Origin of the sequence: Sphingopyxis sp. Geo25 (assembly GCF_949769135.1) — a bacterium.
Taxonomy (GTDB): Bacteria; Pseudomonadota; Alphaproteobacteria; order Sphingomonadales; family Sphingomonadaceae; genus Sphingopyxis.
Genome location: NZ_CATKOZ010000002.1, coordinates 97,138 through 111,669 on the forward strand (window position 1 = coordinate 97,138; position 14,532 = coordinate 111,669).

Annotated in this window: 15 protein-coding genes; 6 read left to right on the forward strand and 9 right to left on the reverse strand. The window is 66.7% G+C overall.

The window, feature by feature from the left end:
• Positions 1–6: 6 nt before the first annotated feature.
• Positions 7–732, reverse strand: coding sequence for a 4-hydroxy-tetrahydrodipicolinate reductase (dapB, locus tag QOL68_RS07765; RefSeq protein WP_282949158.1), 726 nt, complete (start codon positions 730–732; stop codon positions 7–9).
• A gap of 126 nt (positions 733–858) precedes the next feature.
• Between dapB and QOL68_RS07770 the strand changes: the two genes are divergently transcribed.
• Complete coding sequence (locus tag QOL68_RS07770; protein WP_282949156.1) at positions 859–1,563, forward strand: NAD-dependent deacylase; 705 nt, start codon at positions 859–861, stop codon at positions 1,561–1,563.
• Between the two features lie 572 nt (positions 1,564–2,135).
• Here the strand turns inward: QOL68_RS07770 and tadA are convergent.
• The gene (gene tadA, locus QOL68_RS07775; RefSeq protein WP_282949153.1) at positions 2,136–2,591 is read right to left on the reverse strand and encodes a tRNA adenosine(34) deaminase TadA; all 456 of its coding nucleotides are present in this window, start codon (positions 2,589–2,591) and stop codon (positions 2,136–2,138) included.
• A gap of 128 nt (positions 2,592–2,719) precedes the next feature.
• Here tadA and rpmB point away from each other — a divergent pair, with 128 nt between their 5' ends.
• Entirely contained in the window at positions 2,720–3,013 is a 294-nt protein-coding gene (rpmB, locus tag QOL68_RS07780; protein ID WP_058455227.1) for a 50S ribosomal protein L28, read from the forward strand.
• Positions 3,014–3,049: 36 nt separating this feature from the next.
• Here the strand turns inward: rpmB and QOL68_RS07785 are convergent, their stop codons facing one another.
• Positions 3,050–4,048, reverse strand: coding sequence for an esterase-like activity of phytase family protein (locus QOL68_RS07785; RefSeq protein WP_282949151.1), 999 nt, complete (start codon positions 4,046–4,048; stop codon positions 3,050–3,052).
• A 169-nt stretch (positions 4,049–4,217) separates the two neighbouring features.
• On the opposite strand from QOL68_RS07785, the gene QOL68_RS07790 reads away from it, so the two are divergent.
• The 4 genes from QOL68_RS07790 to QOL68_RS07805 all read left to right on the forward strand — a co-directional run bounded on the left by QOL68_RS07790 (position 4,218) and on the right by QOL68_RS07805 (position 8,127).
• A complete protein-coding gene (locus QOL68_RS07790; protein WP_282949149.1) occupies positions 4,218–4,622 on the forward strand; it encodes a glycine zipper 2TM domain-containing protein in 405 nt (134 codons plus the stop codon).
• 179 nt (positions 4,623–4,801) lie between these two features.
• Positions 4,802–5,893 (forward strand): Ppx/GppA phosphatase family protein, encoded by a 1,092-nt coding sequence (locus tag QOL68_RS07795; RefSeq protein WP_282949147.1) that lies wholly within the window; start codon positions 4,802–4,804, stop codon positions 5,891–5,893.
• Complete coding sequence (locus QOL68_RS07800) at positions 5,890–6,603, forward strand: RlmE family RNA methyltransferase (RefSeq protein WP_282949145.1); 714 nt, start codon at positions 5,890–5,892, stop codon at positions 6,601–6,603. The genes QOL68_RS07795 and QOL68_RS07800 overlap by 4 nt, the downstream gene beginning before the upstream one ends.
• A 60-nt stretch (positions 6,604–6,663) precedes the next feature.
• Complete coding sequence (locus QOL68_RS07805) at positions 6,664–8,127, forward strand: S41 family peptidase (RefSeq protein ID WP_282949143.1); 1,464 nt, start codon at positions 6,664–6,666, stop codon at positions 8,125–8,127.
• Between the two features lie 20 nt (positions 8,128–8,147).
• Here QOL68_RS07805 and QOL68_RS07810 read toward each other — a convergent pair whose 3' ends face one another.
• The 6 genes from QOL68_RS07810 to QOL68_RS07835 all read right to left on the reverse strand — a co-directional run bounded on the left by QOL68_RS07810 (position 8,148) and on the right by QOL68_RS07835 (position 14,479).
• Positions 8,148–9,797, reverse strand: a complete 1,650-nt coding sequence (locus QOL68_RS07810; protein ID WP_282949141.1) for a M20/M25/M40 family metallo-hydrolase — start codon at positions 9,795–9,797, stop codon at positions 8,148–8,150.
• Between the two features lie 206 nt (positions 9,798–10,003).
• Positions 10,004–10,450 carry a MarR family winged helix-turn-helix transcriptional regulator gene (locus QOL68_RS07815; RefSeq protein ID WP_282949139.1) on the reverse strand — a complete coding sequence of 149 codons (447 nt, stop codon included), beginning with the start codon at positions 10,448–10,450 and terminating at the stop codon, positions 10,004–10,006.
• 107 nt (positions 10,451–10,557) lie between these two features.
• Complete coding sequence (locus tag QOL68_RS07820; protein WP_282949137.1) at positions 10,558–10,968, reverse strand: Ohr family peroxiredoxin; 411 nt, start codon at positions 10,966–10,968, stop codon at positions 10,558–10,560.
• A gap of 153 nt (positions 10,969–11,121) precedes the next feature.
• Positions 11,122–12,069 (reverse strand): CorA family divalent cation transporter, encoded by a 948-nt coding sequence (locus QOL68_RS07825; RefSeq protein ID WP_282949134.1) that lies wholly within the window; start codon positions 12,067–12,069, stop codon positions 11,122–11,124.
• Between the two features lie 63 nt (positions 12,070–12,132).
• On the reverse strand, positions 12,133–12,279 hold the full coding sequence (locus tag QOL68_RS07830) for a hypothetical protein (RefSeq protein ID WP_282949132.1): 147 nt from the start codon (positions 12,277–12,279) through the stop codon (positions 12,133–12,135).
• Between the two features lie 73 nt (positions 12,280–12,352).
• On the reverse strand, positions 12,353–14,479 hold the full coding sequence (locus tag QOL68_RS07835) for a S9 family peptidase (protein ID WP_282949130.1): 2,127 nt from the start codon (positions 14,477–14,479) through the stop codon (positions 12,353–12,355).
• Positions 14,480–14,532 lie beyond the last annotated feature (53 nt).

A 14,532-nucleotide genomic window follows, 5' to 3' on the forward strand; every position in this document is an offset into this window, starting at 1 on the left:
CGGGGTTCAAAGACCCAGCACCTGCGGCATCGTGTAGCGGCCGGGCTTCTGGTGGACCAGCCACAGCGCCGCGCGAACGGCGCCGCGCGCGAAGATCATCCGGTTCTCGGCGCGGTGCGCAAGGGTGATCATCTCCTCGGGCCCCGCGAAGATCACGTCATGGTCGCCCGCGACGGTGCCGCCGCGCAACGACGCGAAGCCGATCTTGCCGTGCCCGCGCGCGCCGGTCAGGCCGTCGCGGCCGCGTTCGGAGCAGGTCGCGAGACTGATCCCGCGCCCCTCGGCAGCCGCCTGGCCGAGGAGCAGCGCGGTGCCGCTCGGAGCATCGACCTTCTTGCGGTGGTGCATTTCGACGATCTCGATATCCCAGTCGGCATCGAGCCGCGCCGCCGCCTCGCGCACCAGATGCGCGAGCAGGGTGACGCCGAGCGAGGTGTTGCCGGTCTGGAGCACCGCAATGTCGTGCGCGGCGTCGTCGATCAGATAATGGTGGCGCTCCTCGAGCCCGGTCGTGCCGATCACGATCGGCTTCGTCGCGGCGACGCAGGCATCGAGCGTCGCTTCCAGTGCGGCGGGTGAGGAGAAATCGACGAGCACGTCGCTGTCGGAGGCAAGGCGGACGATGTTGCCGCCCTTGTCAACGCCGCAGCTGCGCTGTCCGGCCTCCGAGATCGCGGCGGCGAGCGCGACGCCCATCCGCCCTTCGCTGCCGATAATGCCGATGCTGGTCATGGTACGTCCCCTCGATTTCACTCCCCCTTAGCCGCTCGCATCGAGCGAAGTCGAGATGTCCCGAAGGCCGGCGCGATGTCGACGGGTATCTCGACTTCGCCCGACCCGAACGGTTAGAGAGACAGCATGTCTCCGATCCAGAATATCGTCATCCTGACCGGCGCCGGCGTCTCGGCCGAAAGCGGCATCGACACCTTCCGCGACGCGGGCGGGCTGTGGGAACAGCATCGCGTCGAGGATGTCGCGACGCCCGAGGCATTCGAACGCGACCCCGATCTCGTTTTCCGCTTCTATGACATGCGGCGCGAAGCGATCCAGACGAAGCAGCCGAACGCCGCGCACCGGGCGCTCGCGCGGCTCGACGCAAAGTGGCCCGGCGAGCTGACGATCGTCACGCAGAATGTCGACGATTTGCACGAGCGCGCCGGGGCGAGACGGCTCATCCATATGCACGGCGAGCATCTGACCGCCTGGTGCACCGGCTGCGACGCGCATGTGCGGTGGACCGGCGCGTTGATCGACCGGCCTGCTTGCCCGGCGTGCGGCGTGCGCGGCCACCTGCGCCCCGACATCGTCTGGTTCGGCGAGATGCCGTACCGGATGGACGAGATTTACCATGCCATCAATCGCGCCGACCTGTTCGTGTCGATCGGCACCTCGGGCGCGGTCTATCCCGCGGCGGGGTTCGTGCGCGAGGCGCGCGCGATGGGGGCGCTGACGCTCGAGCTCAATATGGAGCCGAGCCAGGGCAGCCATTGGTTCGACGAGGCGCGCCACGGCCCGGCGACCGAGCTGGTGCCGCAGTGGGTCGAGCAGGTGCTGGAAGGTTGAACGGACTCGGCTCGATACGGCGCCGACCGGTTGCGACCGGAGGTTGCCGTTTGGTTCCTCCCCGTGGCGAAGCCATGGGGAGGTGGCAGTGCGAAGCGCTGACGGAGGGGCAAATGGCGCGACGTTGCCGCCCCTCCACCATCGCCTGCGGCGACGGTCCCCCTCCCCAAGGCTACGCCACAGGGAGGATCGCTCCATCATCGTCACCCCGGACTTGATCCGGGGCCTGCCTTGTCTTTTTATCCGAGGCCGGAAGAGGAAAGGCGGGTCCCGGGTCAAGCCCGGGATGACGAATAGCGGAAGGGCGGCTCCCCACCCCAAAGCCGCCACCGCCTTCAAATAGGCCTTTCCTACATTATCCCGCGGTGCCAGCCTTCCTCCGGCTGTTCCATCTGGCGGATAAAAGCGGTCCCGGTTCGGCTTGCAGGCGCGGCGGGCGCGATGCGTCCGGCAACCCCCATCTCCAGAACCGAGGATGCCATAGGCTGAACTTTCCTGAACTTTGAAAAATCCAGCTCGCGATCACCAACGAAAGCGTGGCCGCTTCCCGGCCTCGGCAGACAGCGCCGGACTCACCGCCGCGCGGCGAAAAAGTCCTTCAGCAGCGTTGCCGCCTCGCCCGCGCCGATCCCGTCGTAAATCTCGAGCCTATGGTGGATCGTCGGCTGGGCGAAGGTGCGCGGGCCGTGGGCCACCGCCCCGCCCTTCGGGTCGTCGGCGCCATAATAGAGGCGCGCGATTCGCGCGTGCGCGATCGCCCCGGCGCACATCGCGCAGGGCTCGAGCGTGACATAAAGGTCGCAACCGTCGAGGCGCTCGTTGCCGATTTTCGCCGCCGCGGCGCGAATCGCGACGATTTCGGCGTGCGCGGTGGGATCGTGCGATTCGCGGGGGCGGTTATGGCCCTCGGCGATGATGCGGCCATCCTTGACGATCACCGCGCCGACGGGCACTTCGCCCCAGTCTGCGGCAATCTGCGCCAGGTCGAGCGCGCGGCGCATCGGTTGGGGAAGAGGAAATCGAGCCATTCGTCCCCGCTAATCGCTTGACGAATCTCCGGCAAGCCGATAAGCGCGCGCCTTTCCCGGCCCATCCGGTCCTTTCGGAGCCTTTCGGCCCGCCCCGGACGCCGCCCATTGATTCGAGGAAGAAGACGATGTCGCGCATTTGCGAACTGACCGGCAAGGGCCGCCAGATTGGCCACAATGTCAGCCACGCCAACAACAAGACCAAGCGCACCTTCCTGCCCAACCTGCAGAATGTGACGCTGCTGTCGGACGCGCTCGGCAAGGGTGTGAAGCTGCGCGTGTCGACCCACGGCCTGCGCTCGGTCGAGCACAATGGCGGTCTCGACAACTGGCTCCTGAAGGCCGGTGACGAGCAGCTTTCGGCGAACGCCCGCAAGCTGAAGAAGGAAGTCGCGAAGAAGCTGGCCGAAAAGGCCGCCTGACCTTCCAGGTTTTTCGAATTGCAGGAGGCCGGCGGTTTACCGCGCGGCCTTTTTGCTGTCCGGCGCGCGAACCGGCAGGCCGACGAGTTCGAACTGGACGAGCAGGCTTCGCTGCCAGCGATTGAAATTGTCGTCCGATACGAGCCAGAGAAAGATGCGGGCGCCATCGGTCGTTACCGCCGCGCCTTCGTAATTGTCCGCGAGCGCCCCCGGCACGCGCCCGATCGTCCGTGATCGCAGGACGGCACCCGGGCGGATGTCGGCGGGATCGACGATCGCGACGGTCGTCGTGAACACCGGATCGAAATCCACCCGCCGATGCACGAGCAGAATGCGCCCGTCGGGGAGCGTCGTCGCGTCGCTGACCGCACCCTTGCCTTCCGCGTCATAATAGAAACGCTGCGCGCGCGTCCCCGGGACCGAAGGATCGCCCTCGAACAGCAGCGCCTCTCGACCGCGCGGGTCGTCGTCGGCATTTTCGGAGAAGATGACGATCCGCCCGTCGGGCAAGCGTGCCATCGCCTCCGGCCCGCTATTCTTGGGCCAGTGCGGCCACGGAAGCGCCGCGCGCGATTCGATCCGGCCAAGCGTCGGATCGAGGCGCCAGACCTCGTTCACAAATTCGAGCGCGACCCGGCTTTGGCCCGTCGCCGGGTCGAAGAGCAGCGCCTCGACGTCGCTTTTCGACTTCTTGCCGACATTGCCGCCGGGCACCGGGATCTTGCCGATCCGCGCGTCCGCGACGCGGTCGCCGGGCAGCACCGCGAAGCGCGCCCAATAGCCATTGTCGGCGACGAGCTGGAACCGGTCCGGCCCCGTCACGGCAAGCGATGAAAAGCCGCCGAACATCGCGTTGAAGCTGCTGAGCCGCCAGCCGCGAACAAACCGCAACGCGCCGGCCCGGCTCGCCGGATAGCCGAGTGCGTGGACCGCGATGTCTTGCGACGCGGTGTCGACGACGGGCCGCACCTGCCGCGCGCCTATGGCAGGGCCGATGGCGACGAATATCAGGGCGGCAAGGAACAGGCGGCGCATCGGCGCGGCGATAGGGCCGAACGACGGAAAAGCGCAAGGGGAAGGCAATGAAAGCTGAACCTTAGCCAACAGCGGTGTTCAGGCTTCGCTCAAAGCGAATCGGGCAGAACAGCGTCATCGACCCACCCACTGCCCGACACGGGCTGACACAAGATGAAGGAGAATGACGATGAAAAAGATGGTGACCCTCTCCCTCGCCGCCCTGATGTCGACCGCGACGCTCGGCATGGCGGCACCGGCGGCAGCGCAGCCGGGCTTTTACAATGGCGGCTACGACGCCTATTCGGCGAGCTATGATCGCGACCATCGTCGCTATGATCGCTACGACCGCCGTGGCGACCGCTATGACCGCCGCGATTATCGTAACGATCGCCGCTATTATCAGGGCAGCCGCCGCAACTATCGCCAGTGCGACAATGGCACCGGCGGAACCGTGATCGGTGCGATCGCGGGCGGCCTCGCCGGCCACGAGATCGCAGGCCGCGGCGACAAGACCGTCGGCACGATCATCGGCGGCGCCGTCGGCGCGATCGCCGGCCGCGCGATCGACAAGGGTAATGACGGCTGCCGCTAAGCAGACCCGAACCCCAATAAAGTCTCTTCCCTCCCTTTGCCCCGTCCGGCTGCCGCCGGGCGGGGTTTTGCTGCGTGCAGGGGGCGGGGTTGCCAACGGGGCTGCCGCCGCCTAGTTTGACGTCAAGTGCACGTTCGCGGCTTCGCGCGGACGCGTGATTGAGACAGGTCAACATAGCCATGCGGCAAATGGCAGCGCCATCAGGGCGATCGCCGCGGCCCGGTCCGCCGGCGAAGCGAATTCAAAAAGGGGATTCTCCGTCCCGTCCGATGCCGGTTGTCCGGCCCCGCAGCTATGCCGCCATCGATCTCGGGACCAACAATTGCCGGCTGCTGATCGCGCGTCCGCAGGACGGCGAGCTTGTCGTGATCGACGCTTTTTCCCGGATCGTGCGCCTGGGTGAAGGGTTGCACGCGACCGGACGGATCAGCGACGCGGCGATGGACCGCACCGTCGCCGCGCTCGCGATCTGCGCCGACAAGCTCCGCCGCCGCCACGTCACCCTGTCGCGTGCGGTCGCGACCGAAGCGTGCCGACGCGCCTCGAACGGCGCCGAACTCGCCGCCCGCGTCAAGCGGGAGACGGGGATTGCGCTGGACATCATCTCCGCCGCCGAGGAAGCGCGACTCGCCGTGCTCGGGTGCCACAATCTCATGGAGCCGGGCGACGGACCCGCGCTGATCTTCGACATCGGCGGCGGCTCGACCGAATTGATGCACGTCGACGTGTCCGACCAGGACGTCAAGATTCACGACTGGATCAGCGTGCCGTGGGGCGTCGTCTCGCTGACCGAGCATGCGGCGCCGGGCGAAGACAGCCTGCCCGCGCGGCAGGCGAGCTATGCGCGGATGCGCGAAGTCACGCAGAGCGCCTTCGCCGCCTTCGCCGACCGCGCGACACGCTTCACCGGCCAGCCGCTCCGTCTGCTCGGCACCAGCGGCACGGTGACGACGCTGGCCAGCGTGTTCCTCAACCTGCCGCGCTACGACCGCCGCGCGGTCGACGGGCTCGCGGTTCCCGCCGATGCGATGCGCGACATCAGCCGCCGCCTCGCCGAAGCGAGCCTCGACGACCGCGCCGACATCGCGTGCATCGGGCGCGAGCGCGCCGATCTGGTCGTCGCGGGCTGCGCGATCCTCGAAAGCATCATCGACCTGTGGCCCGCCGCGCGTGTCGGGGTCGCCGACCGCGGTATCCGCGAGGGCATCCTGCGCACGCTGGCGATGCAGGGCCGCGACGTGCCCGTGATCCGGCGCGAGCATCGCAAATGAGCAAGGGCGCAGGGGGAGGCGGCCGCTCGGGCGGCCGTGGCGGCTTGCACGAGCGGGTGAAGACCGCACGGCGGCGCACCGCGTCATCGACGCGCTGGCTGCAGCGGCAACTCAACGACCCCTATGTCCGGCGTGCGCAGGCCGAAGGCTATCGTTCGCGCGCCGCGTACAAGCTGATCGAACTCGACGAGAAATTCGGCTTGCTCAAGAAAGCGCGCGCCGTCGTCGATCTGGGGATCACCCCCGGCGGCTGGTCGCAGGTCGTGCGCAAGGCGAACCCCCGCGCACGCGTCGCCGGAATCGACCTGCTTCCGTGCGAGCCGATCGAAGGTGTCGAGATCCTCGAGATGGATTTCATGGACGACGCCGCGCCCGACGCGCTGATCGAGGCGCTGGGCAGCGCCCCCGACCTGGTCATTTCGGACATGGCGGCGAACACCGTCGGCCATCCGCAGACCGACCATTTGCGGACCATCGCGCTCGCCGAGACCGCCGCCGACTTTGCGGTCCGGAATCTCCAGCCGGGCGGCGCCTTCGTTGCCAAGGTCTTCGCCGGCGGCGCGGACCGCGAGCTGCTGACCGTCCTCAAACGCAACTTCGCGACGGTGAAGCACGCGAAGCCGCCCGCGAGCCGCAAGGGATCGCCCGAACTCTACGTCATCGCGCAGGGGTTCAAGGGACGAAGCGCGGATACCGGAGAGGACTGTTGAGGTTCATCGGCGATATAGGCCACAACAGATAATATTGGGTCGTACTGGGGAGACATGCGAATGAACGGGTCAAGGCGGTCGGTCGCGGGCGCGGTGCTCGCGGCGCTGATGCTCTCGGCGTGCGGCGGGGGTGGAGGCGGCAGCGGAAGCAGCGGCCCGGTCACTGTGACGCCGACGCCGAGCCCGACTCCTGCCCCCACCGCAAGTTGCGGCCTGCCCGCGCGGCAGGCGTTCGCCAAGGCGGTGATCGACGAATGGTATCTTTTCCCCGGCGATGTCGCGAGCAGCACGAATCCGGCGGGCTATTCCGACGTCCAATCCTATATCGACGCTCTGGTCGCGCCGGCGCGCGCGCTCGGCAAGGACCGCTATTTCACCTACATCACCTCAATCGCCGAGGAGAATGCCTTCTACAACAGCGGGTCGAGCGCGGGTTTCGGGGTGCGGCTGAGCTACGATGCATCGCTCCAGCGCGTCACGATCCTCGAGGCCTATGAGAGCGCGCCCGCCTTTGCCGCCGGCATCGACCGCGGCACGCAGATCGTCGGGATCGGAACGGCGACGTCGAATATCCGGACGATCGCCGCGATCGTCGCGAGCGAAGGCACCGCGGGCATCACCAACGCGCTGGGGCCGAGCGATCCCGGTGTCACCCGCGTGCTGCGGATCGTCGACGCGGGCGGGGGCACGCGCGAGGTGTCGGTCACCAAGGCCGACTATGACATCGACCCGGTGTCCGACCGCTATGGCGCCAAGGTGATCAGCGAAAACGGCCGCAACTACGGCTATATCAACCTGCGCACCTTCATCCGCTCGGCCGACCCCCAGCTCGAGAGCGCGTTCCTGAATTTCCGCAACCAGGGGATCACCGATGTGGTGATCGATTTCCGCTATAATGGCGGCGGGCTGGTCAGCACTGCGGAGCTGATGGGCGACCTGCTCGGACGGAATCGCACGGCGTCGGAGCTGTTTTCGCAGACGCTTTTCCGTCCGTCGAAATCGGCCGAGGACGACCGGCATTTCTTCGATGCCAGGCCGCAATCGATCGCGCCGACGCGTATTGCCTTTATCGGCACCGGCTCGACCGCCTCGGCATCGGAACTCGTGATCAACGGGATGCTGCCTTATCTCGGCACCAACATGACGCTCGTCGGCAGTAACACTTATGGCAAGCCCGTCGGCCAGATCGCGCTCGACAAAGCCGAATGCGACGATCGCATCCGCGTCATCGCCTTCGCGACAGGCAATGCGACCGGGCAGAGCGATTATTATGGCGGGCTCGCGCCCAAGATATCGAACAGCTGCGCGGCGGCGGACGACCCGTCCTTTCCGCTCGGTGATCCGCGCGAAGCCTCGGTGCGCGCCGCGATCGACTTTCTCGCGGGCAACGCCTGCACCGCGCGTATCGCCGAGGCGTCGGCGGGCGCGCTCGCGCGCGGCGGGAGGGCACTGGCGGCCGAACCCGAAATGCTGATCGCGCAAACCCCGCGCGCGGCCCAGCGCGAGTTGCCGGGGCTTTTCTGACCGAAAACGCGCGGCGTCTTTCAGTTTCGCGTTGCCGCGCTCGCGTCGCGGACCGCCTTGAATTCGCTACCCGCTTTCCAGCCAGGCCATTTACCCGAACGCGCAAGTTCGTCGCCGATCCGGTAGAAAACCGAAATATCCTCGATCGCACCGTCGAGGTTCCAACCGGCGTCCCATGCGTCGCAGGCTTGATGATAGCATTTGCCGGTATAGTCATCGACCCACTTCTGGCCCGCGTCTTTCCCGCCGCTTATGAGGTCAGAGGCGCCCGCGATGCCCATCATCAACAGGACGGGGACGCCGCGTTTCGCCATGCTGAAATGGTCGGCGCGGTAGAAGAGGCCGCGTTCGGGGAGGCTCTCGACGCTCACCGTTCGGCCCTGTTTCGCGGCGAGGCGCGCGAGATCGTCCTCCAGCGTGCCCTGGCCCTTGCCGAGGAGGATGACGTCCTTCGCACGGCCTGCGGTCTGAAGGATGTCGAGGCCCAGATTGGCGACGGTCGTCTCGGGCGGATATAGCGGGCTCTGCGCATAGGCTTCCGAACCCAGCAGGCCGCGCTCCTCGGCGGTCCAGAAGGCGAAGAGGATGGTGCGGTCGGGCGGCGGCGCGGCCTTGAAATTGCGCGCGATCTCGAACAGCCCCGCCACGCCGAGCGCGTCGTCGTTGGCCCCCGCGCGATAGATGCGGCCCTGCTCGTCGGGCTTGCCCTCGCCATAGGCATCCCAGTGCGCGCCATACATCACGACTTCGTTCGGCCGCTTCGTGCCGGGGATTTTCGCCAGGACGTTCTGGCTTTGCACGACTTCATGCTTCACCGGCACCTCGGCATCGAAGCGGGTACCGAGATCGACGGGCCTGAAATTCTTGCGCCGCGCGGCGGTGCGGAGCTTCTCGAGATCCTGTCCGGCGTCGGCAAAAAGCTTCGTCGCAGTCTCGCCCGAAATCCAGCCTTGCAAGGCGAGGCTCGTCCGCTGTTCGGGCGGGACGACGAGGCCATAGTTTTCGCCGCCGCCGCTTTTGACGACGTTCCAGCCATAGCCGACGCCGTCGCTGTCGTGGACGATCAGAGCGGCGATCGCGCCGCGCCGCGCCGCTTCCTCGAATTTGTAGGTCCAGCGGCCGTAATAGGTCATCGTCCGGCCGCCGAACTTGCCGACGCTGTCCTCGCCCTTCGCGGCGACGAAGTCGGGGTCATTGATCAGGAAGACCGCGACCTTGCCCTTGAGGTCGGCGCCCTTGAAATCGTCCCAGCCGCGTTCGGGCGCGGTAACGCCATAGCCGACAAACACCAACGGCGCATTTGCGACGGCCGCAACGTCGGCCGACTGGAGTGTCGAGACATAGATATCGGTGCCCTGCACGAGCGGGGTTGTCGCGCCCCCGCGCGCGAAGGCGAGTTTCGAAGGCTCGCCGAGCGCGGTGTGGAGGAGGGGGACAGGCTGCGTCCAGCCGCCGTTGGTCCCTGCAGGTTCAAGCCCGAGCGCCTGCAATCGGCCGATCAGATAGCCGATCGTGCGTTCCTCGCCAATCGTGCCGGGCGCGCGGCCCTGAAACTGGTCGGAGGCGAGGGTGCGGACGGTTTCGGTCAGATTCGCGGCGCTGATCTCCTGCGCGCCAGCGGGGGAGGTAACGAGGAGAGCGGCGAGGCAGATGGCAGGGAGTCGGGTCATCCAGGGCTTTCGGTCGATATGTGTGCCCGCGAAGGCGAGGTTCCATCTCCCTCCGGATCATAATGGCGCCGACCGGAGATGGCCCCGCCTTCGCGGGCGAACGCGAACATCTATGGATTGTGCAGCCTAGCCAGCGCGGCCGCATTTGTGAACCGCCGTGCTGGCACAGGAGCGCGACTCTGGCGCCATGGCCGCTGCGACCGCGATCAGGGCGCAGTCGACGCCAGCAGATTGTCGCGCAGGTTGGTGATCGCCTTTTGCACTCTGACGAAATCGTCGCCGAGTCCTGTTGCCTCGATCAGCTTGTCGCCGATACATTCATTCTGCAGGTCGCGGCCCTTCGCTGTCAGGCGGATGCGGACCTGCCGCTCGTCGGCGGGATCGCGGCGGCGTTCGACGAAGCCCGTCTGTTCGAGCTTCTTGAGGATCGGGGTCAGCGTGTTCGATTCGAGGAACAGCTTTTCGCCAAGGCTCCCGACCGTCTGATCGTCCTGCTCCCACAATGCGACAAGTGTCACATACTGTGTGTAGGTGAGCCCGAGCGGTTCGAGCACCGGCCGGTAAGCGCGCCCGAAGGCGAGGTTCGCCGAATAGACCGCGAAACAGAGATAGTCGCTGAGCGGAGGGGATTTGGCGGTCGCGGGCGTAGTCATCAGGGTCCTCTCCAAGGCCGTTCGGTCGGACACGATAAGATCGCAAGACCCGCTTGCCAACCGGGCGGCGCTGGGGGGAGGGGACGGCGCCGCCCGGCAAGCCGGGGTCAGACGAGGGCGGGTTCCGCCAGCGTCAGTTCGATGTCGATGTTGCCGGCAACCGCCTTCGAATAGGGGCAGATCGCGTGCGCGGCCTCGATCAGTTCCTGCGCGACGGCGCGGTCGATGCCCGGAACCTGCACGTCGAGGCGGGCGCGAAGGACGAAGCCGCCGTCCTTGTGAAGCAGGTCGATCGTCGTGTCGATCTCCGGCGTCACCGGCAGTGCGACCTTCTTCTGCTGGGCGGCGAGGCCGAGCGCGCCGAGGAAGCAGGCCGACCAGGCGGCAGCGAAGAGATTTTCGGCGGCAGGGTGCGGTTCGGGAAGCTGGATGTCGAGCACGCCGTTGGTGCTGCGCGCATAGCCTTCGGCGCCGCCTTTGACGTGGGTGGTGCCGGTGAAGAGAGTCTTGTCAGCCATTTTAGAACATCTTTCTGGATTTAGATCGTATCCGGTTATATCGGATGCGATCTAAATATGTGAGTCGCGCCGTCTAGTCAATAGGGCGCGATAGAATCGTGTACGATTGAATTTATGATACTGTCCAAGCCATTGAATTCGGGCAGAAGAAATTCAGGGGCGGCGGCGGAGAAGCAGCCAGGTTGCCGCCGAAGAGGCCACTGCCGCCATCGCCGCGACAAAGGTTCCGGCCTCGGTATGCGCGAAGGGCAGCCCGCCGGTGTTCATCCCGAAGAAGCCGGTGACGAGCGTCGCGGGGAGCAGCAGCGCGCTGATCACCGAGAGGAAATAGAGATTCTGGTTGGTCTTTTGCGCGGCCTGCAGGTCGAGTTCGTCGCGTAGCTGGCGGAGCTGCGCCTGCGTGCTCGCGACGTCGGTGTCGAGCGCGTGGAGGCGTTGGACGTGGCGCTCGGCGACGGGGGCGAACAGCGGCGGAAGGTCGGGGTCGCGTTCGAGCCGGACGAGCGTCGCGCGCATCCCTGCGACGAGGCGGTGAAGCCGCGCGCCGCGGCGGCGCACCGCGATGAGGTCGCGTGTCGCGGGACTCATCCGTTCGTTGAGAAACTCGTCCTCGGCGGTCTGGATGTCGGCCGACAGCGCATGGACATGCTCGCTGAGCCCGTCGACCATTGTCCCGATCGCGAGGCCGAGCGCGTCGGCGCCGTCGCAGACGTCGAAGCCCGCGGCGATGCGCTGGCGCATGATGTCGGCCGAATGGATCGGATGGTAGCGGCCGGTGAGCATCACATCGGGGGTGATGACGATGTGGAGCGCGCCGATCTGCGACGTCTGCGCGACGTCAAACTCACGCTCGAAGTCCTGAAGGACGAGACCGACGACGCCGGCCTCGACGATCACCTGCTGGTGCGTTTCGCGCGCGAGCATCAACTCGTGGATCGGCTCGGGGAGCTTGATCGAGCGGTCGAGCCAGCGCTGGGTGCGATCGTCGGCAAGATTGAGGTGGAGCCAGCGAAAGCTAGCGTCGGCGCAGGCCTCGCATTCGTCGATCAGCGCGGTGCCTTCGCCGCTGCGCGCGCAGCCCCAGATCAGCCCGGGCTGCATCACGATGGCCCCGAAGTCCGGAGCGGCCGGCGTGTCTCCGCGCGTTGCCGTAGCCCTGATCCTTTAGAAGATGGCAGACAAAAGCATGTATAGCACGCCCGAGAGCAGGATCGAAACCGGAAGCTTGAGCACCCACGCCATCACCAAGTTGCGGATCTTCGCCATTTGCAGCCCTGAGCGGTTCGCGGTGTCGGCGGTGGTTGCGTTCATGCGCTTGCCTCGTTCCCGAATCGGATGCCGGGTCGGGCTATGCCTTCGTGATGAAAGGCTTGTGACGCGGACCCTAGTCGTCCGTCGGCGGCGGCGACCAGCCTTTCTTGTACTTCTCGAACCAGGCGAGGATCGCCGAGGCTTTCGCGGCCGACTGCGACGGGCGTGCGGCGATCCCGCCGTGGCTGGCGCCGGGAACCTTGATCAGCGCGGTCGGCACACCGCGCAAGCGGAGCGCGGTATAATATTGCTCTGACTCGCTGACCGGGGTGCGATAATCCTCGGCGCCGACGATGAGCAAGGTCGGGGTCTTCACATTGCCGACGAGCGACAGCGGCGAAAGCGACCAGTAGAGGTCGGGCTTTTCCCACGGCTCGGCGCCCAGCCAATAGGGGCCGAAGAAGCCGGGGCCGTCGGCGGTGAGCGCCTGCGACGTCCAGTTGATCACCGGCTTTTGCGCGACCGCCGCCTTGAAACGGTCGGTCTTGCCGACGATCCAGCTGGTCAGCACGCCGCCGCCCGAACCGCCGGTGACGAAGAGTGCTTGCGGGTCGGCGATGCCGAGTTCGATCGCGCGATCGACGATGCTGATCAGGTCGAAATAATCATTGCCCGGGTAGGCCTTGTCGATCTCGTTCGCGAAGGCCGCGCCGTAGCTGGTCGAACCGCGCGGGTTGGCCGAGAGGACGGCATAGCCAGCGGCGGCGTAAAGCTGGTTGTCGGTCGAGAAATGACCGCCATAGGCCGCGAACGGCCCACCGTGGATTTCGAGGATCAGCGGCACGCGCTGTCCCTCGCGATAGCCGGGCGGCAGGGTCAGCCAGCCCTCGATCGTCTTGCCGTCGTGGCTGGAGGCGGCGGTGATCTTGCGCACCGCGCCAAGCGATTTCACCTCGCGCAAGCTGCGGTTGAGGTCGGTCAGAACGCGCGCGCTGCCCCCGCGCGCGAGTTGTACCTCGGCGGGGCGCTGCGCGGTGCCGCCGGTGAAGGCGATCGCGCCGCCATCCGACACGCTGAAACTGCCGCCGGTATAGGGCCGGTCGAACCCGCCGCCCGAAAGGCCGGTCGCGGCGGTGCGTGCCGAGCCGTCGAGGCCGATGCGCGCGACCTTGGTTTCGCCATGATCGTCATATTGCGCGTAAACCGATTTGCCGTCGGCGGCCCACTGGATCGCATCGACGCTGTAATCCCTGTTTGCGGTCAGGCTGCGCTTGCCCGATCCGTCGCGGTTCATGACGTAGATCCGGGTGTTCTCATAGGCGCGCCGCTTGTCGTCGAAGCCGAGGTAGGCGATTTTCGAGCCGTCCGGCGAAACGAGCGGATTCGCATCGGGACCGTTGCGGTCGGTGAGCGCGGTGACCGCACCGCTCGCGACGTCGAGGCTGTAGACCTCGCTTTCGACCGGATCCTTTTCCCAATCGGGCTTGCGGTTCGCGCTGAAATAGAGGGTGCGGGCATCGCGCGACCAGCTCAAGGCGCCGGTGTCGTGATAGGGGCCGAAGGTCAGCTGGCGCGGCGAACCGCCGGTCGCGGGAACGACGAAGATCTTCTCGAAACCGGGCTCGAGGAATCCCTCGCCGTCGGCCTTGAAGGCAAGGAGGTCGTGGACCTCGAGCGGTTCGGCCCATTTGGCGCCCTCGGGCTTGTTCTCCGGCGCGCTGCCGAAGCTCGGCTCATCGTCCTTGACCAGCATCGTATAGGCGATCGAGCGGCCGTCGGGCGACCAGGCGAGCGAGGAGGGCGAGGTCGGCAGGCCGGTGAGGCGAACGGCTTCGCCGCCGCTCATCCAGCGCACCCAGAGTTGCGCCGAGCCGCCCGCGGTCGAGACATAGGCGAGACGTCTGCCGTCGGGCGACCAGCGCGGCGCGAAGGTTGCGCCTTCATTGGCGCCCAGCGGGATTTCCTCGCCGGTGGTCGTATCGATCAGCCAGATCGAGCCGACCGCGCGGTCGGTCATGATGTCATTCTGTCGCCGGACATAGGCGATGCGGCGGCCGTCAGGGCTGATCTGCGGATCGGACGCGATGGCGAGGTCGAAGAGGTCGGCACCGGTAAAGCGGCGCTCGGGCCCCAGCCGCGCGCTGCCCACCGCGGAGGCCGGGGCGGAAGCGGATTCGGTTTCCGCGGTCGCTTGCCCGGCGAAGGCGGGCTGGGCGGCGAGAATGAGAAGGCTGGCGCCGAAGCAGATGGGCTTGCGCATCGATATTTTCTCCTCTTTTGTCCTCTTCCTTGCGCCTTTGTGCCTTCGCGCGA

Bases quoted from the DNA above. Each gene is read 5' to 3' on its own strand.
- dapB (WP_282949158.1), bottom strand. From the start codon at position 732: ATGACCAGCATCGGCATTATCGGCAGCGAAGGGCGGATGGGCGTCGCG.
- QOL68_RS07770 (WP_282949156.1), top strand. From the start codon at position 859: ATGTCTCCGATCCAGAATATCGTCATCCTGACCGGCGCCGGCGTCTCG.
- tadA (WP_282949153.1), bottom strand. From the start codon at position 2,591: ATGGCTCGATTTCCTCTTCCCCAACCGATGCGCCGCGCGCTCGACCTG.
- rpmB (WP_058455227.1), top strand. From the start codon at position 2,720: ATGTCGCGCATTTGCGAACTGACCGGCAAGGGCCGCCAGATTGGCCAC.
- QOL68_RS07785 (WP_282949151.1), bottom strand. From the start codon at position 4,048: ATGCGCCGCCTGTTCCTTGCCGCCCTGATATTCGTCGCCATCGGCCCT.
- QOL68_RS07790 (WP_282949149.1), top strand. From the start codon at position 4,218: ATGAAAAAGATGGTGACCCTCTCCCTCGCCGCCCTGATGTCGACCGCG.
- QOL68_RS07795 (WP_282949147.1), top strand. From the start codon at position 4,802: ATGCGGCAAATGGCAGCGCCATCAGGGCGATCGCCGCGGCCCGGTCCG.
- QOL68_RS07800 (WP_282949145.1), top strand. From the start codon at position 5,890: ATGAGCAAGGGCGCAGGGGGAGGCGGCCGCTCGGGCGGCCGTGGCGGC.
- QOL68_RS07805 (WP_282949143.1), top strand. From the start codon at position 6,664: ATGAACGGGTCAAGGCGGTCGGTCGCGGGCGCGGTGCTCGCGGCGCTG.
- QOL68_RS07810 (WP_282949141.1), bottom strand. From the start codon at position 9,797: ATGACCCGACTCCCTGCCATCTGCCTCGCCGCTCTCCTCGTTACCTCC.
- QOL68_RS07815 (WP_282949139.1), bottom strand. From the start codon at position 10,450: ATGACTACGCCCGCGACCGCCAAATCCCCTCCGCTCAGCGACTATCTC.
- QOL68_RS07820 (WP_282949137.1), bottom strand. From the start codon at position 10,968: ATGGCTGACAAGACTCTCTTCACCGGCACCACCCACGTCAAAGGCGGC.
- QOL68_RS07825 (WP_282949134.1), bottom strand. From the start codon at position 12,069: ATGCAGCCCGGGCTGATCTGGGGCTGCGCGCGCAGCGGCGAAGGCACC.
- QOL68_RS07830 (WP_282949132.1), bottom strand. From the start codon at position 12,279: ATGAACGCAACCACCGCCGACACCGCGAACCGCTCAGGGCTGCAAATG.
- QOL68_RS07835 (WP_282949130.1), bottom strand. From the start codon at position 14,479: ATGCGCAAGCCCATCTGCTTCGGCGCCAGCCTTCTCATTCTCGCCGCC.